Consider the following 17,629-nt stretch of genomic DNA (forward strand, 5'->3'; position numbering starts at 1 on the left):
TCGCCGGATCAGTGCTGCTGGAGGAGCTTGTTCATCTGGTCGACGGCGCTGTCCAGGGCCGCCTTGGGGTCGGCCTTGCCCTGGAAGCACTTGGCGATCTCGTTGCGCAGGATCGTCTTCATCTCGTCGCTGAACAGCACCGGCGTGTAGTTGACGGCGGTCGGCAGCATCTTCGCCGAGGCGACCCGGATGCGGCCCTCCTCGGTGCCGTCCGGCTTGCTCCAGTAGTCCTTGTCGAGGGAGCCCTTGGTGGACGGGAAGACGGCGACCTTGTGGCCGAAGTCCTCCTGGTTCTTCTGGTCGGTGACGAAGTGGGCGAAGGCGACGGCGGTCGAGGCGCTCTTGCTCTTCGAGTTGACCGCGAGGCCCTGCAGATACATGTTCTGCTTGCCGGTGTTGGTCGGGACGTCGGTGATGCCGATGTTCTCGTACAGCGACGGGGCCTCGGACTTGAACTTGTCGAGGTCGTGGGCGCTGCCCGGGTTCATGGCGATCTCCTGCTGGAGGAACTTGGTCCCGGTGGAGTCGTCCTTCAGCGTCAGGGTCTGCTTGTGCAGGCCGTTCTTGTCGTACAACTCCTTGTACTTGGTGAGGAGTTCGACGCCCTTCTCGCTGTTGAGGGTGAACTTCTCACCGGCCGTGTCCATCGCCTCGACGCCGTAGCGGCCGAAGTCCTCGATGGTGGGCGGCTGTCCGAGGGTGGCCTTGCCCTTGGCGGCGAGCTTGTCGGCGTCGGTGAAGAGTTCGTCGAAGGTCTTGGGCGGCTTGTTCTCGTCGAGTCCGGCCTCGCGGAACATCGTCTTGTTGTAGAAGAGCGGTCCGCTGTTCAGGTACCAGGGGAAGGCGTACGTGCCGCCCATGCCCGGCATCTCGAAGCCCTTCCAGGCGCCTTCGAGGTACTCGGGCTTGAACTTGGCGGCGACCGGGTCCTTCTCCAGGTTGAGCAGCGTGTCGGCCTTGGCGAGCGGGAAGGCGAGGTCCGGGGAGAGGTTGACCACGTCGGGGAGGGATCCGGCGGAGGCGTCGGCGCTCAGCTTGTCGGCGTAGTTGTCGGCCGGCTGGTCCACCCAGGTGACCTTGGCGCCCGGGTTCGCCTTCTCGAAGTCCGCGATCAGACCCTCGAAGTAGTCCTTGAACTTCGCCCGGAGGTTCCAGGTCTGGAACTTGATCTCGCCATCGATCTTCGCGTCGGTCGAGGATCCGCCACCCCCGCCGCCGCCACCGCACGCGGCGATGGTGGTGAGCGAGAGGGCGGCCCCGAGGCCGATGACGGTCCGAATCGCGGCGCTGCGATGAATGGACATGACTGGCTCCTTCGCGTCGTCCATGACGTTGCCGACACAATGCACTTCCATTTCTCCTGGCGTCAACGCCAAATAAGGCAGCTATTTCGATGAAACCGCAGGTCAGAGCAACTGTTCGGGACTAAAGCCCTGAATTGCTCGGGACTTGCTGCGGCGCATTAGTTGCTCTTCGCTAAACCGATTTACATCGCCGGAATGGCGTTAGGATCGCGGTATGAGCGAGAACCACGCCGGGCCGCGCGACGAAGCGCCGCCCCGGCGCCCGACCATGAAGGACGTGGCCAGAGAGGCGGGCGTGTCCGCGAGCGCGGTCTCCTTCGCCCTCAACGACCGCCCGGGGGTCTCCGACGCCACTCGGCGCCGGATCGTCCGGGTCGCCGAACGGCTCGGCTGGCGGCCCAACTCGGCCGCCCGGGCACTGTCCGGGGAGGGCTCGGGCGCGATCGGGATGGTGCTCGCCCGGCCCACCGACAACCTGGGCGTGGAGTCGTTCTTCCTCCAGCTCGTCTCCGGCATCCAGGCCACCCTCGCCCCGCGCGACCAGGCCCTGGTGTTCCAGATGGTCGACGACATCCGGGCCGAGTGCGAGCTCTACCGCCGCTGGTGGGCCGAGGGCCGGGTGGACGGGGTGATCGTGGTCGACCCCCGGGTCTGCGACCCGCGCCCCGAGACCCTCGCCGTGCTCGGCCTGCCCGCCGTGATCATCGGCGGCATGGAGGCCCCGGGCACCCCCGGCGGCCCGCCGCTCCCCCGCCAGGCCCGGCTCTCCAACATCTGGGCCGACGACTCCGGCGCGATGAACCTGATCGTCCACCATCTGTACGGCCTCGGGCACCGCAGGATCGGCCATATCGCGGGCGCCCCGGGCTTCGCCCACACCGCCCGCCGGATCGCCTCGCTGCGGGTGGCCGCCCGCCGGCTGCACCTGGAGGTGGTCTCGGTCACCACCGACTTCACCGACCGCCAGGGCGCCAAGGCGGCCCGCAGGCTGTTCTCGTCCGACACCCCGCCGACCGCGCTGATCTGCGACAACGAGGTGATGGCGGTCGCCGCGGTGAGCGTGGCGGCCGAGCGGGGCATGGTCATCCCGCGCGACCTGTCGGTGGTCTCGTGGGAGGACTCGGTCATCTGCCGCACCCTGCACCCCCAACTGACCGCGCTCGCCCGCAAGGCGGACGTGTTCGGCCACCGCGCGGCCCGTCAGCTGCTCGCCCTGCTCGACGGCGGCGAACCCCGCCAGGTCCAGGACCCGGTGCCGGTCCTCCAGCCCCGCGAGAGCACCGCGCCGCCGCCACCGCACCCCGCGCACGGACCGCCGCCACCGTCCGCCGCACTCCCCGACGCACCCGACGCACCCGACGCACCCGACGCACCCGACGCACCCGAAACGCTCGCCGTCCCCGAGCCCCGCACGCCCGACCAGGAGAAGACCACCCCGTGACCAGGCCCACCACCTCCGCCGACTCCCCCGCCGCCACCTCCTCCCCCGCCGCCGGGCGGCTCGTCGCCGCGATCGACATCGGCGGTACGAAGATCGCGGGCGCGCTCGTCGACGCCTCCGGCACCCTGCTCGCCCGGGCGCTCCGGCCCACTCCCGCCCGCGAGTCCGCGGCGGCGGTGCTCGGCGCGGTCCAGGAAGTGCTGGCCGAGCTGCGGGCGCGGCCCGACTGGGCCCGGGTGGACCGCGTCGGCGTCGGCAGCGCGGGCCCGGTGGACGCCGTGGCGGGCACCGTCAGCCCCGTCAACATTCCCTCCTGGCGCGACTTCCCACTGGTCGCCGGGGTCCGCGAGGCAGCAGGCGGGCTGCCGGCCCGGCTGATCGGCGACGGCGTGGCGGTGGCCGCCGCCGAGTCCTGGCAGGGCGCCGCCCACGGACACGCCAACGCGCTCTGCATGGTGGTCTCCACCGGCGTCGGGGGCGGCCTGGTCCTCGACGGCCGCCTCTACCCGGGCCCCAGCGGCAACGCGGGCCACATCGGTCACATCAGCGTCGATCTGGACGGCGAGGAGTGCCCGTGCGGCGGGCGGGGCTGCGTGGAGCGGATCGCCAGCGGTCCGAGCATCGTCCGGTACGCCCTGGCGCACGGCTGGACCCCGCCGGAGGGCGCGGCCGCCGGGGCCGCGTCGGTAGCGGCGGCGGCCGGGCGGGGCGAGCCGGTGCCGGTGGCGGCCTTCCACCGGGCGGCCCGGGCGGTGGCCGCTTCGGTGGCCGCGACGGCGGCCCTGGTCGAGCTGGAGGTGGCGGTGATCGGCGGCGGTGTGGCCAAGGCGGGCCCGCTGCTCTTCGACCCGCTGCGCGCCGAGCTGGCCCGCTACGCCACCCTGTCGTTCACCCGTGACGTACGGGTCGCCCCGGCCCGGATGGGTACCGACGCGGGCCTGGTGGGGGCGGCCGCGGCCGCCTTCGGGGTGGTCTGACCCGGCGGCTCGGCCGCCCGGCCCCGGTCCGCCGATCAACGGGCCGGGGTCGGCGGTATGTTGGGCGGATGGTCGGTACAGGGGTGGACGGCGAGGGCGCGGCGGGGCGGCGGATCCGGGGGCTCGACGCCGACGAGCGGCGGGCCCGGCGCCGGACGGACCTGCTCGACGCGGCCCTGGAGCTGTTCGCCACGCAGGGGTACCAGGACACGTCCATCGAGCAGGTCTGCAAGCGGGCGTTCGTCGGCACGAAGAGCTTCTACGAGTCCTTCACCGGCAAGGAGGCGCTGTATCTGGCGCTGCTCGACCGGATCGTGGCCGATGTCGCGGCGCGGCTGGACCTGGTGCTCGCCGAGGCGGCCGACGAGCCGGACGAGGCCGCGGTGACCGGGGCGCTGATCCGGGCGTTCGCGGACGCGTTCGTCCGTGATGTACGGGTGGCCCGGGTGACGTTCGGCGAGGGCCGGGCGGTCACCCCGCTGGCCGAGGCCCATCGGCGGGCCAACCGGCGTTGGGCGGCCGGGTTCGTGGAGTCGGTCTGGCGGCGGCTCGGGACGGCGGCCGACGACGGCCCGGGCCGGGCCGGGACCCATGTGATCGCGATGGGTCTGATCGGCGGGTTCTTCGACATCATCGCCGACTGGCTGGTGGACGCGGAGCCCGCGGGGGCGGACCGCGCCTATGTCGAGGATGCCCTCGCCCGTTTCTACCGGGTCATCAGCAAGGGTCTGTCCACCGCTTCCTGACGATTCATCAGTGAATGTCGGCAGGTGCGCGCGGGCATCGGTCCGCCCACTTCGGAACAGGCTCCTTTCTTTGGAAAAGGAGCCTTGTTTCGAGTGGGTGCCCGTGCTCTACTTCCGGGTAACCCACCCGCGAACATCCGCGATCACCCGCGAACACCTCCGACCAAGGAGTCGCCGCATGGGCAAGCTCCGCACGTTCCTGACCGCCGCACTGCTGTCCGCACTGGTCACCACGACGGCGGGCACCGCGGCCGCCGCCACCCCCGCCATGTCCCCCACCGGCTCGGCCGGGTCGTCGAGTTCGGGCTGGAACGACTGGTCCTGCCGGCCGAGCGCCGCGCACCCGGAGCCGGTGGTCCTCGTCCATGGCCTCGGCGCGAACGGCGTCGACAACTTCCTCACCCTGGCGCCCACGCTGACCGCCGCCGGTTACTGCGTGTACTCCCAGACGTACGGCAAGACGGTCCTGGGCGGTCTGGCCGGCGGGCTCGCCCCGATGGCGGACAGCGCCGCCGAGCTCGGCCGGTTCGTCGACCGGGTGCGCGCGGCGACCGGCGCGGCGAAGGTCGACATCGTCGGACACTCCGAGGGCACCACCGTCCCGGCCTACTACCTGAAGTACCTGGGCGGCGCCGCCGTCGTCGACGACTTCGTCGGCTTCGGCTCCAACTTCCGCGGCACCACCCTGAACGGGCTCGCGTCCCTGGCCGCCGCGCTCAAGCTGGACGGCCTGCTCACCGGGGTCGGCTGCGCCGCCTGCTCGGACTACCTGCCCGGCTCCGCGTTCCTCGCGAAGCTGAACGACGGACCCGTCGCGGTGCCGGGACCGACGTACACCTCGATCGTCAGCCGGTTCGACACGGTGGTCACGCCGTACACCAGCGGCCTGCTCACCGGTCCGAACGTCACCAACATCGTGCTCCAGGACGCCTGCGGGCTGGACTCGGCGGGCCATCTCGGACTCGCCGTCGACCCCCATGTCGCCCAGCTCGTGCTGACCCGGCTCGACCCCGAGCACGCGGCGCCGCTCCGGTGCCGGTTCTTCACCACCCTCGGCATCTGAGACCGGAGTCCGCCGACCCCTCCGGGAGGGGCGCGCCGGGGCGCCCGCGCCCGATGATCGCGCCCCTCCTGGCACCGCACCCCCAGCGGACCCGATCGATGGGTTTGTGTCCGAGTACTCGGGGTACGCGAATCGACCCACCCGGACCGATGGCTACGCTCGGTGACATCTCGTCACAGAGGAACCCATGTGTCCGAAGCCCTGACCCACTCCCTGCCCGCGCCCGGCCCCGGTGCCGGTGCCGCCCCCGACGACCCCACGACCGCCGCGTACGGCCTGCTGCGCCGGGCGTTCGCGCGGCTCGACGGGCTGCTCGGCCGCGCGGTCGAGGGCGCCAGGGAGCGGTGGGGCACGGAGGCCCAGGGCGATCCCTTCCGGGGGCTCTACCTCAGCGCCGAGCAGGTGGACCGCGCCTTCGGCGCCCCGGCGGGCGAGCCGCTGTTCGCCCGGCCCACCGCCGACGGGCCGATGTGCGCGCCGTCCTGGCGGGAGATCACCGACGAGGGGCCCGGCTGGGACTGGCTCGCCGAGACGTACGCGCTGTCCGGCATCGAGCTCGACATGGTGCTGCTCGCCCTCGCCCCCGAGCTGGACCTGCGGTACGAGCGGATCTTCGGCTATCTCCAGGACGACGTCAGCCGCAGACGTCCGACCGTCGCGCTCGCGCTCGACCTGCTGACCGCGACCGGCGCCGAACGGCTCGCCGCCCGTGCCCTGTTCGGGGCGGACGCCCCGCTCGTCGCCCGGCGGGTGCTGCGCCTGGTCGCCGCCCCGGGGGCCGTGGCGCCACCGCTGCTCGCCCACTTCCTGGTGCCGGACGAGCAGATCACCGACCTGCTGCTCGGCCGTCCGCGCCTCGACCGGCGGCTGCTCCCGTACTGCCGCCTCGCCACCCCGACGGCCGAGGACGCCGAGCGGCCGGTCCATCCGGACCTGGCCCCGCTCGCCCGGCAGCTCACCGACGGTGACCTGCACCGGCCGCTGCGGCTCCACCTGCACGGGCCGCGCAACAGCGGGCGGCACCGGGCGGCCCGCGCCCTCGCGGCCCGGCTCGGCCTCTCGCTCCTGACGGTGCCCGCCGACCGGCTGCCCGAGGCGGCGGACGAGCTGGCCGAGACGCTCGCCCTGATCCTGCGGGCCGCGTCCTTGCGGTCCGCCCTGGTCCACGTACGGGACCCGGAGGCCGTCGCCCACCCGCACACCCTCGCCACCGCACTCGCCCGCCACCCCGGGGACGTCGTCCTCGCCTCCACGCGCGCGTGGACACCGGTGCCGGGCTGTCCGCTCGGCCTGCGGACGGTCACCCTCACGCGCGGCGGCGCCGGTTGGCGCCGGAGCCTGTGGGAGCGGACCCTGACGGCGCACGGCGCCACCGCCGGGCGGGCCGCCGTCGACGAGGTCGCCGACCGGTTCCGGCTCGGCCCCGGGCAGATCGAGGACGCCGTGGTGACCGCGCTCGCCGCGGCGGACGGCACCGGGGCCCGGCTGACCCGCCCGGAGCTGTTCGCCGCCGCCCGGATCCAGAGCGCCCCCGGCCTCGCCGCGCTGGCCCGCCCGGTCGTCCCGGCCCGCGGCTGGGACGACCTGGTGCTCCCCGACACGTCCCTGACGCCGCTGCGCGAGCTGTGCGAGCGCATCACCCACCGGCGGACGGTCATGGACGACTGGGGCTTCGCCCGGTCCTTCCCGCACGGCAAGGGGGTCACCGCGCTGTTCGCGGGCCCGCCGGGCACCGGCAAGACGATGGCCGCCGAGGTGATCGCCCGCGAGCTCGGGCTCGAACTCTTCGCCGTCGACCTGTCCACCGTCATCAGCCGCTACGTCGGCGAGACCGAGAAAAACCTGGAACGGATCTTCAGCGCCGCCGACGAGACCGACGCCGTGCTCCTCTTCGACGAGGCGGAGGCCCTGTTCGGCAAGCGCACCGAGGTCCGCGACGCGCACGACCGGTACGCCAACACCGAGATCGCCTATCTGCTCCAGCGGATGGAGCAGTACGACGGGCTGGCCGTGCTGACCACCAATCTGCGCGGGCAGCTCGACCCCGCGTTCATCCGGCGGCTCCAGTTCGTCGTCGACTTCCCCTTCCCCGAGGAGGCCGAGCGCCGCCGGCTGTGGGAGCGGGCGCTGCCGCCCGGGGCGCCGCTCGCCCCCGGCATCGACCTCGACGCGCTCGCCACCGGCTTCCGGGTGTCCGGCGGCGGCATCCGCAACATCACCCTGCACGCGGCGCACCTGGCGGCCGTCGCGGGCACCCCGATCGGGACGGCGCACCTGCTCGCCGCCACCCGCCGGGAGTACGAGAAGGCGGGCAAGGTCGCGCCCGGGATCCAGGCCGCGCCCCGGGAGCTCTCATGACGCGAAGGAGAGGAGGCGGCGATGTTCCAGGACCTGGACGCCACGCTCAAGGCGCTCCTCGCGGACTCCGGGGCACCGGCCGAGGTGCGGTCGGCGGAGGTCAGTTTCACCTCGCCGGACAAGGACTTCCGGCCCGACCAGGCGACGGTGAACCTGTTCCTCCACGAGGTGGCGGAGAACCGGGACCTGCGCGACGACACCCCGGTGCGCGAGCACACCGCCGGGGGCGGCTTCCTGTTCCGGGAGGCGCCGATGCGGCTCGACTGCACCTATCTGGTCACCACCTGGTCGACCAAGGAGGGCGGACTGCGGGCCGAGGAGGAGCACCGGCTGCTCGGTCTCGCGCTGCTGTGGCTGCGGAGCTTCCCGGTGGTCGCGGAGCGCTTCCTGCAGGGCGAACTGAGGATGCCGCCGTCGCTGTTCCCGGTGACGACCGAGGTGGCCCGGGTCAAGGAGGGGCAGCGGCTCGGCGACTTCTGGACCGCGCTCGGGGTGGCGCCCCGGCCCGCGTTCTTCTTCACCGCCACCGTCGGCCTGCGGCTGCCGACCCAGCCCGTGGAGCAGCCGGCGGTCTCCGGGCTGCGCCTGGCCCCCACCTCGCTGAGCCGTCCCGCGCTGACCGGCCTGGTCCTCGGCACGGGCCTTGTGCCGGTGCCGGACGTCCCGGTGGCGCTGGTGGCGCCGGACCGGGAGACCCTCACCGACCGGCACGGCGGATTCGCCTTCGACGGGCTGGACTTCGGTACCTACACGCTGCTCGCCCGGCCGGCCGGCCGCCCCGAGGTGCGCCGGGAGGTGCGCTACGCGGCCGACAGCCAGGTGCACGACCTGATCCTGCCCGAGCCATGACGGGCCCGGGCCGCCGCCCGAACCGCCGGTACCCCGACCCCCGGGGTCCGGTCCGCACGCCAGCACGGAAGGAAGGAGGAGCCGGTGACCATCAGCTACGAGGACAAGTCCCCGGGCGTCCACATCGAGGAGATCAGCCCCGCCGGGCCGATCGCGGGAGCCGGGACGGGCGCCGCCGCGCTCATCGGCATCCCGGCCCGGCAGGTCGCCGACGCCGCCATCGGCAAGCCCGTGCCGGTCACCAGCTGGACGGCGTACACGGACGCGTTCGGCGGCTACGCGGACCCGGGGTTCCTGCCGCACGCGGTCCGCGGCTTCTTCGGCAACGGCGGCTCGGTCGCCTATGTGGTGCCGGTCAGGAACACGGCCGCGGACCTGGAAGCGGGCCTCAATCAGTTGACGCGGTTCCCGGACGTGAGCCTGGTGTGCCTGCCCGGCGTGGTCGACCCCGCCGTCCAGCTCCTGGTGCGCGACCACTGCGCCGCTCTGAAGGACCGGTTCGCGGTCCTCGACGGCGCCCAGGACTCGGCGCCGCTGGCCCCGGACAGCCCGCTGCAGGCCCAGCGCGGTGCGCTGGTCTCCGCCGACGGGGCCTACGCCGCGCTGTACTGGCCGTGGCTCAAGGTCACCAACCCGACGACCGGGGCGGCCTCGCCGGTCCTCACCGTCCCGCCGTCCGGGCACATCGCCGGGGTGATCGCCCGCACCGACAGCGGGCGCGGGGTGCACAAGGCCCCGGCCAACGAGCCGGTGCGCGGGGCGCTCGACCTGGCGTACGCGGTCAACGACGCCGAGCACGGCAAGCTCAACCAGGCCGGGATCAACGCGATCCGCCGCTTCCCCGGGCGCGCGCCGCTGGTGTGGGGCGCCCGGACCCTCTCCGACCAGGCCGCCTGGCGGTACGTCAACGTCCGGCGCCTCGTCTCGTACATCGAGACCTCGCTCCTCCAGGGGCTGCGCTGGGCGGTGTTCGAGCCGAACAACACGGCGCTGTGGAAGGGCCTCGAACGGTCGATCACCGAGTTCCTGACGCGCGTCTGGCAGTCGGGCGCCCTGTTCGGCCGGACGGCCGGGGAGGCGTTCTACGTGAAGGTCGACGAGGAGCTGAACCCGCCCGCGGTACGGGCCCTGGGACAGGTCGTCGTGGAGATCGGGGTGGCACCGACGTCACCCGCCGAGCACGTGGTGGTGCGCCTCGGCCTGTGGGCCGACGGCGCGCGCGTGAACGAGGGCTGAAGGGAGCCCGGGGATGCCTCAGACAGGTCAGCGTGTCGATCCGTACCGCAATTTCAACTTCCTGGTGGAGCTGGAGGGCATCGCCCAGGGCAGCTTCCTGGAGTGCAGCGGTCTCGGCTCGACCACGGAGGTCATCGAGACCAGGGAGGGCGGCGACAACACCACGGTGCGCAAGCTCCCCGGACGGACGAGTTTCAGCGACATCACTCTCAAATGGGGGCTGACGGACTCGACGGAGCTCTGGGACTGGCGGCAGTTGGTGATCGACGGGAACGTGCTCCGCAAGAACGGCTCGGTCATCGTGTACGACCTGGCCAACCGCACCGAGGTCACCCGCTGGAACTTCGTCCAGGCATGGCCGGTGAAGTGGGAGGGCTCGCACTTCTCCACCAAGGGCACCGACCTCGCCATCGACACCCTGGTGCTCGCGCACGAGGGCCTGGCTAGGGCGTGAGCGGCGGATGCTGACGACCGAGGTCGAGTTCGAGCTGCCCAAGGGGTACGTGGACGCCGCCGGGGACCTGCACCGGCACGGGGTGATGCGGCTGGCCACGGCGGCGGACGAGATCTATCCGCTGAAGGACCCGCGGGTGCGCAACTGGCCCGCCTATCTGATCGTCATCGTGCTGGCCCGGGTGGTGACCCGGCTCGGCACGGTCCCCGACGTCAACCCGAAGGTGATCGAGGGCCTGTTCTCGGAGGACCTCGCCCATCTCCAGCGGCTCTACAACCGGATCAACGGGCTCGCCGAGTCCGAGGTCCTGGTCCGCTGCCCCGGCTGCGGCGCCGAGCACCTGGCGGAGGTGGCGCCGCTGGGGGGATGACGGGCTACCCCCTGGACCGGGTTCACCAGGAGGTGGCATTCCTCGGACGGCACGTCCACTGGACCCTCACCGAGGTGATGGCGCTCGACCACGCCCAACGGCGTCGCTGGGTGCGCGAGATCGCCGACGGGCTGACCGCGGAGGAACATTGACCGACCACGACGCAGCGCCCGGGACCGGCTCAGGCCCCGGTTCCGGTTCCGGTTCCGGCAGTGGCCAGGACCTGGGGCCCACCCTGGGCACCCGGCTCGACGCGCAGGGCCGCGCGCTCGCCGCCAGGACCCGGATCGGCTTTCCCTGGGCGGGCCCACTGCGCTCCCTCACCACGCACGCGGCGGCGCTCCCGGCGCCGTTCCAGGAGCGTTTCCGCCGGGTGGAGCCGACGGACGGTGCGGGCCGGGAACCCCGGCGCGGCCAGGTGCGGCCCGGACGGTTCCCGGGCGAAGCCCCGTACCCGGGCGCGGACTCGGGGCCGGGGCCGGGGCCGTACCAGGACCCGCACCAGGAGCGGCACCACGACCCGGGCGAAGCCCCGTACCACGGTCCCGACGGCGGTCCCGGAGTCGGCCCGTACGACGGCCTCGGCCTCCCCGGCGAGGACCCGCTGTCCCCCCTCGGCGGCGCGGCTCCCGCCGTCGAGGGGCGGCCGTTGCCCGACGACGTACGGGCCCGGCTGCGCGATGTGGTGGGGCCCGCCGCGGATCTGCTGCGGGTGCACGACGACGCGGCGGCGGACACCCGGGCCCGGGCGCACCGGGCGGACGCGGTGACGGTCGGCCGCGATGTGCACTTCCGCGCGGGCCGGTTCGCGCCGCGTGAGCCGCGCGGTTTCGCGCTGCTCGCGCACGAGGCCACCCACGTGGAGGCGTTGCTCGCACCCGGCGCCGACTGGCGGCGGGCGACCGGCGGTGGGCGGGCGGACGAGGAGGACCGGGCGCTGGCCCGGGAGGGCGCGGCGCTGCGCGGTCCCGAAGAGCCGGCGACGGCCCCGTACGACGGCGGCCATCGCCACCCGGTCCCGCACCCGCACCCCCATGCGCCGGCCGTCGTACCGGCACCGGCGTCCGGGCCGGGGAGCGGCGGGCACGGGGCGCCGCACGTCGCCGCCGCACCGGTCGGGCGCGAGCTGGGCGGCGGGCACCCATCGGCCGGGGCAGCACCCGGCCTTGAGCGGCTGCGCGACGAGCTGGTGCGCGATCTGATGCACCGGCTGCGCAGCGAGTTCGAACGCGGAGGATGATGTGCCGTCCCTCGACAAGGCGTTGATCGTGAACACCTCGACGGGTGAGGGGTTTCCCGTCATGTACAACCCGGAGGAACTGAAGCTCGACCAGGGCAACAACTTCGCCGAGCTCGCCATCCCCGGGCTCAACGCGCCGCCCGTGCAGTACGTCCGGGGCAAGGCGCGGTCGCTGTCGATGGAGCTGTTCTTCGACACGTACGGCGCCGATCCGGTCGAGGACGTGCGCCGGTACACGGCGCCGCTCACCGGGCTGCTCGACAAGGACCCGCTCACCCAGGGGCCGCCGGTGCTGCTGTTCCTGCACGGGCGGTTCCACTTCGAGTGCGTGCTGACCGACGCGGGCCAGCGGTTCACCATGTTCGGGCCGGACGGCACCCCGGTGCGCTGCACCCTGTCCGTCCGGCTCCAGGAGTACGTGCGGGTCGACGTGCAGGTGCGCAGCGGGCTCTTCGCCGCCTCGCCGACGGTCTCCGGCGCGGTGTCCGCGCTGCTCGGCGCGGACTCCGGCACCCGGCCCGGGCCCGCCGCCCGGCCCGGCGCCTCGGCGGTGGCGGGCGGTGCGGCGACCGTGCACATCACCGCGGCCGGGGACACCCTGAGCGGGCTCGCCGACCGCTATCTCGGCGATCCGGCGCGCTGGCGCGAGATCGCCCTGCTCAACGACACCGAGGACCCGATCGGCCTGCCGGTCGGGGTGCCGGTGGTCGTCCCGGTCGCGGACGGGGGCCGCAGGTGACCCAGCCCGTCTCGTACGCGCCGCGCTGCGACATCCGGATCTCCGGGGTCGCGCTGGCCGCCGACGTGACCGACCAGATGCTCAGTCTCACCGTCGAGACCGATCTCGATCTGGCCGGGTCGTTCACCCTGGTGCTGCGCAACGCCGACAACACGCTGCTCGACTCGCCGCTGCTCGACGTGGGCAGGACCGTGGAGATCCACCTGGGCTACGGCAACGATCTGCGGCCCGCGTTCCTCGGCGAGATCGCCGCCATCGAGCCGTCGTTCCCGTCCGAGGGACCGCCCACCGTCCGGGTGGCGGGCTACGACAAGTCGTACCGGATGCGCCGCACCCAGCCCGAGCCCACCGCGTATCCGCTGGTCAACGACGCCCTGCTGGCCGCGAAGATCGCCGCCGAGAACGGTCTGATCCCGGTGGTGGACCCGACGCCCGGCCTGCCGGAGACCATTCCGAAGGCGGAGAGCGACATGGCCTTCCTCAAGGCCAGGGCCCGCAAGTACGGCTTCGACGTGTACGTGGAGTGGGACCGGCTGCACTTTCATCTGCCCCGGCCCCGGACCTCGGCCGTGATCCTGGAGTGGGGGCGCAGTCTGATCGAGTTCGCGCCGCGGATCTCCGCGTCGGGGCTCGCCGGGCTCCAGGTGGTGCGGGACTACAACCAGGAGCTGGCGCAGACCGTCCACAGCACGGTCCTCGCCGCCGACTTCGACCTGCCGGACATCATGGAGCGGCTCGGCGACCAGGCCGTGCACCTGCTCGCGGGTCTGGTCCGCAAGGCGGGCCGGCCGCGGCAGGCCGCCGCCGTCGGCAATCCGCTGGACGCGGCGCTGCTCGCCCGGTCGCTGCTCACCGAGCTCCTGGAGGGCATGTACGAGGGCCGGGGGTCGTGCGTCGGGCTGCCGGAGCTGACGGCGGGCGACCATGTCGAGATCCGGGGCGTGGGCCGCAGGTTCGGCGGCACCTACCGGGCCCGCAAGATCACCCACCGGCTGGACGGCGGCGGTTTCACCACCGAGTTCTCCATCACCCAGCGGGGCCAGTCGAGTCTGCTCGGGCTGCTGCGCAAGCAGATGACCGAGGAACCGCCGCCGCAGGCGCAGGAGCGGTTCCACGGGGTGATGGTCGGTGTCGTCGCGGAGAACCACGAGCTCGGCGACCGGCCGCCGCGGCTCCCGCTCGGCCGGGTGAAGGTGTCGCTGCCGCAGCTGTCCGAGACGTTCGTCACCGGCTGGGCGCCGTGCGCCCGTCCGATGGCGGGCCAGGACGCCGGGTTCTACGCACTGCCCGAGCTCGGCGACCAGGTGCTCGTGGCGTTCGAGAACGGCGATCTGTCCCGGCCGTACGTGCTGGGCGCGCTGTGGACGGCCGAGCAGCGCCCGCCGGTACGGAACGCGGACGGCCGCAACGCGGTCCGGGTGATCCGCAGCCGGGCCGGGCACACCATCACCTTCGACGACAGCGAGGACGGGTCCTCGCTGGTGATCGAGGACGGCTCCGGCAGCCGCGTCAGCCTCCGCGCCACGGACGGCTCGATCAGCGTCGAGGCGGGCGGCGACCTCACGGTGAAGGCGGGCGGCACGCTCACGCTGGAGGCCGCCGGGGGCAGTACGAAGATCACGATGACCGCGGACAAGGTCGATGTCACATAGCGGATCCCACGGGACGACGACGAGCACACGCGGGCGCGCGACCAGGTCCAGGTCCAGGACCAGGACCACGATCACGGCCACGGGCACGGGCACGGACACGGACACGGACACAAGTACGGCCACGAGCACGGCGACGGAGCGGGGGCGGCGATGGAGCAGGTACTGACCACCGGGAGCACCATCGGCTGCGGGCATCCGCCGCAGGTGCCCACCATGTCCCCGGCGAGCGACGCGAAACTCAAGGTCGGCGGGCAGCCGGTGCTGCGCGCCGCCGACCTCACCGCGGCGTCCGCGCTCATCTCGGGGTGCGTGCCGCCGTCGGGCGGCAGCCCGCCGCCGAAGCCGTGCCAGCACGTCACCCGGGTCGCCCCGAAGGGCGAGGCGGCGAAGCTCAGGGCCGGTGGCGCGCCGGTGCTGCTCGGCTCGCTCGCCGGCGACACCGACGGCTCGGTGGAGGGTGTCACCCCGCAGCAGAAGCTGTTCGGGAAGGCCGCGCAGACCCGGCTGACGGCCGCCGCGAAGGAGGGTCTGCGATGAGCCAGGACGCGGTGCCCGAACTCCACGGCCGCGGCCTCGCGTTCCCGGTCCGGCCCGGCACCCTCGGGCTCGCCGAATCGGCGGGGCCCCGGAAGGTCGAGGAGTCGATCCGGATCATCCTCGGCACCCAGTACGGCGAGCGGGTCATGCGCCCGCGCTTCGGCTGCAACCTCAAGTCCCTGGTGTTCGCGCCGAACAACGCGGCCACCGCCAACCTCGCCCGCTACCACGTGGAGGTGGGCCTGCGGGAGTGGGAGCCGCGGATCGAGCTGGTCGAGGTGACCGTGGACAACGACCTCGTCGGCGGGCTGCTCCTGATCGGCATCGCGTACCGGCTGCGCTCCACCGGAGAACTCCACCGTCTCGACCACCCGTTCGCCCTGGAGCAGCCACGATGACCTACCCCTCGGAGCGGGGCCGCATCCTCCCGCCCAATCTGGACGACCGCACCTGGCAGGACCTCGTCGACGAGATGCGGGCCCTGATCCCCCGGTACGCGCCGGGCTGGACCGACCACAACCCCAGCGACATCGGCATCACCCTCATCGAGCTGTTCGCGTGGCTGGCCGAGGGGGTCGTGTACCGGCTCAACCGGGTGCCGGACAAGCACTATCTGGCGTTCGTGAACCTGCTCGGCATCACCCGCGACCCCGCCACCCCGGCCCGTACCTTCCTCACCTTCACCTCCGGCACGGGTCCGGTCGCGCTGCCCGCGGGCACGCAGGCGCAGACCGCCGCGCGGGAGGGCGAGCAGCCGGTCGTGTTCGAGACCGACGAGGCCCTGACCGTGCTGCCGGTGAACCTGCGCGACGCGGTGCTGGTCGGCCCGTACCCGTCGGGCACCGCCTCCGCCGCGTACGACGTGGTCACCGAGACCGTGGTGGGTCCGCCGACCGGCCGCCGGGACCTCACCGTGCCGCCCGGCCAGACACTCCAGCTGTGCCTGGGCTTCGACCGGGCGACGAGCGCGGAGCTGCTGCTGCGGCTCAGGCTGCACCAGCCGCTGCCCGAGGTGAGCCCCGCCCCGGCGACGCTGACCTGGGTGTACGGACAGGGTGCCCTCGCGCCGACCGGCTGGCCCGCCGTGCCGGGGGCGGTGGACGGCACGGAGTCGCTGCGGCACGACGGGACCGTACGGCTCACGCCGCCCGCGGACTGGGCCGCGCAGCGCCCGACGAACCCGCCCGGGCAGACCGGCGCCGCCTGGACCGGCGTCACCCCGCGCGTTCCCGGGCGGGCGGCCACCGAGCCGCGCTGGTGGCTCGGCCTGCGGATCGCCAACACCTCCACGGCGCCGCTCACCGCGGGCCTCGACCGGCTGCTGTTCAACGCGGCGCAGGCGCACTCGGCGCCCACCGTCCGGTCCCCCGAACTCCTCGGCATCAGCACCGGCGAACCGCTGCAGACCTTCGCGCTGCGCGAACGCCCGCTGTACGGCGGCCCGGCGGCCGGCGCCGACCCGCTGGGCGGACTCGTGGTGCAGGTCGGGGCGGGCGACCCGCCGGACTGGCGGACCTGGACGTCCGTACGGGAACTCCCGGACGGGCCCGGTGAGGTGTACCGCGCCGACCCGGTGACCGGCGAGGTGCGGTTCGGCGACCATGACGAGCGCACCGGGCGCGGCCACGGCACCGTGCCGCCGCAGGGCAGTCCGGTACGGGCGCTGCGCTACCGCCATGTGGGGGCGGCGGCGGGCGGCAATGTCGCCCCCGACCAGGTCACCGTCCTCGGCACGCTGCCGGACGGTTCGACGCCGGTCGGCATCACCCGGGTGACCAACCCTGGCCCGGGGGTCGACGGGGTCGACGAGGAGGCGGTCGAGGAGACGCTGCGCCGGGCGCCCGAGCAGCTCAAGATCCGCGACCGGGCGGTCACCGTCGACGACTACGAGTTCCTGGCCCTGGAGACACCGGGCATCCGGATCAGCCGCTGCCTCGGGCCACGTCTGCAGACCGCCGACAGCGTGCTGACCCCGCCCGCGTGGAGGACGGGCGACCCGTGGAGCTTCGCGGGGATCGTCCGCGCCCCGGGCAGCGTCCATGTGATCGTCGTCCCCGACCAGGGTCCCGGCACCCCGCGCCCCGAGCCGACCCCCGACACCCTGCGCGCGGTCCGCGCCCGGCTGGACCCGCGCCGTGACCTCACGGCCCGTCTCGAGGTGCACGGACCGCGCTATCTGCCGATCGCCGTCAAGGCGGACCTGGTGGTGTGGAAGCAGGCCGTCGACGCGGGGGTGGACGCGGCCCAGGTGCGGAAGGACCTCCTCGCCCGGATCGGCGCCTATCTGCATCCGGTGCACGGCGGTCCGCAGGGCACCGGCTGGCGGGTCGGACAGCACGTGCTGACCTCGGAGCTGTTCCACGCGGTGCGCCCCGCCGAGGAGATCGGCTACCTCGCTTCCCTGGCGGTACGGCCGGGGATCCCGTACTACCACCTGCCGCCGCTCAACCCGGGCGGCACCCCGGACAACTACGACCAGGACCGCGAACGGCCCGCGCGGCTCAGCCCGTTCGGGGCCTCGGTGCAGCTCGCGGACTATGAACTGGTCTGCGCGGCGGACGAGTCGGCGCACGAGATCGGGCAGCCGGTGGTCACCGAGGCGTGACGGCCGACGGGGCCTGACCGCGGGCCTCGGGGGCCTCGCACCCGCAACTCGAACAGAG

Annotated in this window: 17 protein-coding genes; 16 read left to right on the forward strand and 1 reads right to left on the reverse strand. The window is 73.4% G+C overall.

What is annotated here, in order from left to right; all coding sequences use genetic code 11:
• Positions 1–8 precede the first annotated feature (8 nt).
• Entirely contained in the window at positions 9–1,304 is a 1,296-nt protein-coding gene (locus tag ACIPXM_RS14915) for an ABC transporter substrate-binding protein (RefSeq protein WP_401655293.1), read from the reverse strand.
• Positions 1,305–1,518: 214 nt separating this feature from the next.
• Here ACIPXM_RS14915 and ACIPXM_RS14920 point away from each other — a divergent pair, with 214 nt between their 5' ends.
• The 16 genes from ACIPXM_RS14920 to ACIPXM_RS14995 all read left to right on the forward strand — a co-directional run bounded on the left by ACIPXM_RS14920 (position 1,519) and on the right by ACIPXM_RS14995 (position 17,571).
• Complete coding sequence (locus ACIPXM_RS14920; RefSeq protein ID WP_401655294.1) at positions 1,519–2,745, forward strand: LacI family DNA-binding transcriptional regulator; 1,227 nt, start codon at positions 1,519–1,521, stop codon at positions 2,743–2,745.
• A 71-nt stretch (positions 2,746–2,816) separates the two neighbouring features.
• Positions 2,817–3,722 carry an ROK family protein gene (locus ACIPXM_RS14925; RefSeq protein ID WP_401655551.1) on the forward strand — a complete coding sequence of 302 codons (906 nt, stop codon included), beginning with the start codon at positions 2,817–2,819 and terminating at the stop codon, positions 3,720–3,722.
• 68 nt (positions 3,723–3,790) lie between these two features.
• Entirely contained in the window at positions 3,791–4,468 is a 678-nt protein-coding gene (locus ACIPXM_RS14930) for a TetR/AcrR family transcriptional regulator (protein ID WP_401655295.1), read from the forward strand.
• Between the two features lie 178 nt (positions 4,469–4,646).
• Positions 4,647–5,531, forward strand: a complete 885-nt coding sequence (locus ACIPXM_RS14935; RefSeq protein ID WP_401655296.1) for a lipase family alpha/beta hydrolase — start codon at positions 4,647–4,649, stop codon at positions 5,529–5,531.
• 189 nt (positions 5,532–5,720) lie between these two features.
• Entirely contained in the window at positions 5,721–7,889 is a 2,169-nt protein-coding gene (locus tag ACIPXM_RS14940) for an AAA family ATPase (RefSeq protein ID WP_401655297.1), read from the forward strand.
• Between the two features lie 21 nt (positions 7,890–7,910).
• A complete protein-coding gene (locus tag ACIPXM_RS14945; protein ID WP_401655298.1) occupies positions 7,911–8,738 on the forward strand; it encodes a Pvc16 family protein in 828 nt (275 codons plus the stop codon).
• A gap of 84 nt (positions 8,739–8,822) precedes the next feature.
• Complete coding sequence (locus tag ACIPXM_RS14950; protein WP_401655299.1) at positions 8,823–9,974, forward strand: phage tail sheath family protein; 1,152 nt, start codon at positions 8,823–8,825, stop codon at positions 9,972–9,974.
• A 13-nt stretch (positions 9,975–9,987) separates the two neighbouring features.
• Entirely contained in the window at positions 9,988–10,428 is a 441-nt protein-coding gene (locus ACIPXM_RS14955) for a phage tail protein (RefSeq protein ID WP_401655300.1), read from the forward strand.
• A 7-nt stretch (positions 10,429–10,435) separates the two neighbouring features.
• Positions 10,436–10,798, forward strand: a complete 363-nt coding sequence (locus tag ACIPXM_RS14960; protein WP_401655301.1) for a hypothetical protein — start codon at positions 10,436–10,438, stop codon at positions 10,796–10,798.
• On the forward strand, positions 10,795–10,950 hold the full coding sequence (locus ACIPXM_RS14965; protein WP_401655302.1) for a DUF6760 family protein: 156 nt from the start codon (positions 10,795–10,797) through the stop codon (positions 10,948–10,950). Before ACIPXM_RS14960 ends, ACIPXM_RS14965 begins: the two co-directional genes overlap by 4 nt.
• Positions 10,947–12,038: a DUF4157 domain-containing protein gene (locus tag ACIPXM_RS14970; protein ID WP_401655303.1), complete on the forward strand. Its 1,092-nt coding sequence runs from the start codon at positions 10,947–10,949 to the stop codon at positions 12,036–12,038. Before ACIPXM_RS14965 ends, ACIPXM_RS14970 begins: the two co-directional genes overlap by 4 nt.
• 1 nt (position 12,039) lies before the next feature.
• Positions 12,040–12,777 carry a hypothetical protein gene (locus ACIPXM_RS14975; RefSeq protein WP_401655304.1) on the forward strand — a complete coding sequence of 246 codons (738 nt, stop codon included), beginning with the start codon at positions 12,040–12,042 and terminating at the stop codon, positions 12,775–12,777.
• Positions 12,774–14,429: a phage baseplate assembly protein V gene (locus ACIPXM_RS14980; protein ID WP_401655305.1), complete on the forward strand. Its 1,656-nt coding sequence runs from the start codon at positions 12,774–12,776 to the stop codon at positions 14,427–14,429. The genes ACIPXM_RS14975 and ACIPXM_RS14980 overlap by 4 nt, the downstream gene beginning before the upstream one ends.
• 150 nt (positions 14,430–14,579) lie before the next feature.
• Positions 14,580–14,966 carry a hypothetical protein gene (locus tag ACIPXM_RS14985; RefSeq protein WP_401655306.1) on the forward strand — a complete coding sequence of 129 codons (387 nt, stop codon included), beginning with the start codon at positions 14,580–14,582 and terminating at the stop codon, positions 14,964–14,966.
• A complete protein-coding gene (locus ACIPXM_RS14990; RefSeq protein WP_401655307.1) occupies positions 14,963–15,364 on the forward strand; it encodes a GPW/gp25 family protein in 402 nt (133 codons plus the stop codon). The genes ACIPXM_RS14985 and ACIPXM_RS14990 overlap by 4 nt, the downstream gene beginning before the upstream one ends.
• On the forward strand, positions 15,361–17,571 hold the full coding sequence (locus ACIPXM_RS14995; RefSeq protein WP_401655308.1) for a baseplate J/gp47 family protein: 2,211 nt from the start codon (positions 15,361–15,363) through the stop codon (positions 17,569–17,571). Before ACIPXM_RS14990 ends, ACIPXM_RS14995 begins: the two co-directional genes overlap by 4 nt.
• Positions 17,572–17,629: the final 58 nt, after the last annotated feature.

It is taken from the genome of Streptomyces sp. NPDC090025 (assembly GCF_044748125.1).
Classification (GTDB): domain Bacteria; phylum Actinomycetota; class Actinomycetes; order Streptomycetales; family Streptomycetaceae; genus Streptomyces.

Excerpts from the sequence above, each read along its gene's own strand:
- ACIPXM_RS14915 (WP_401655293.1), bottom strand. The coding sequence starts at position 1,304 with ATGTCCATTCATCGCAGCGCCGCGATTCGGACCGTCATCGGCCTCGGG.
- ACIPXM_RS14920 (WP_401655294.1), top strand. The coding sequence starts at position 1,519 with ATGAGCGAGAACCACGCCGGGCCGCGCGACGAAGCGCCGCCCCGGCGC.
- ACIPXM_RS14930 (WP_401655295.1), top strand. The coding sequence starts at position 3,791 with ATGGTCGGTACAGGGGTGGACGGCGAGGGCGCGGCGGGGCGGCGGATC.
- ACIPXM_RS14935 (WP_401655296.1), top strand. The coding sequence starts at position 4,647 with ATGGGCAAGCTCCGCACGTTCCTGACCGCCGCACTGCTGTCCGCACTG.
- ACIPXM_RS14945 (WP_401655298.1), top strand. The coding sequence starts at position 7,911 with ATGTTCCAGGACCTGGACGCCACGCTCAAGGCGCTCCTCGCGGACTCC.
- ACIPXM_RS14955 (WP_401655300.1), top strand. The coding sequence starts at position 9,988 with ATGCCTCAGACAGGTCAGCGTGTCGATCCGTACCGCAATTTCAACTTC.
- ACIPXM_RS14960 (WP_401655301.1), top strand. The coding sequence starts at position 10,436 with ATGCTGACGACCGAGGTCGAGTTCGAGCTGCCCAAGGGGTACGTGGAC.
- ACIPXM_RS14965 (WP_401655302.1), top strand. The coding sequence starts at position 10,795 with ATGACGGGCTACCCCCTGGACCGGGTTCACCAGGAGGTGGCATTCCTC.
- ACIPXM_RS14985 (WP_401655306.1), top strand. The coding sequence starts at position 14,580 with ATGGAGCAGGTACTGACCACCGGGAGCACCATCGGCTGCGGGCATCCG.
- ACIPXM_RS14990 (WP_401655307.1), top strand. The coding sequence starts at position 14,963 with ATGAGCCAGGACGCGGTGCCCGAACTCCACGGCCGCGGCCTCGCGTTC.
- ACIPXM_RS14995 (WP_401655308.1), top strand. The coding sequence starts at position 15,361 with ATGACCTACCCCTCGGAGCGGGGCCGCATCCTCCCGCCCAATCTGGAC.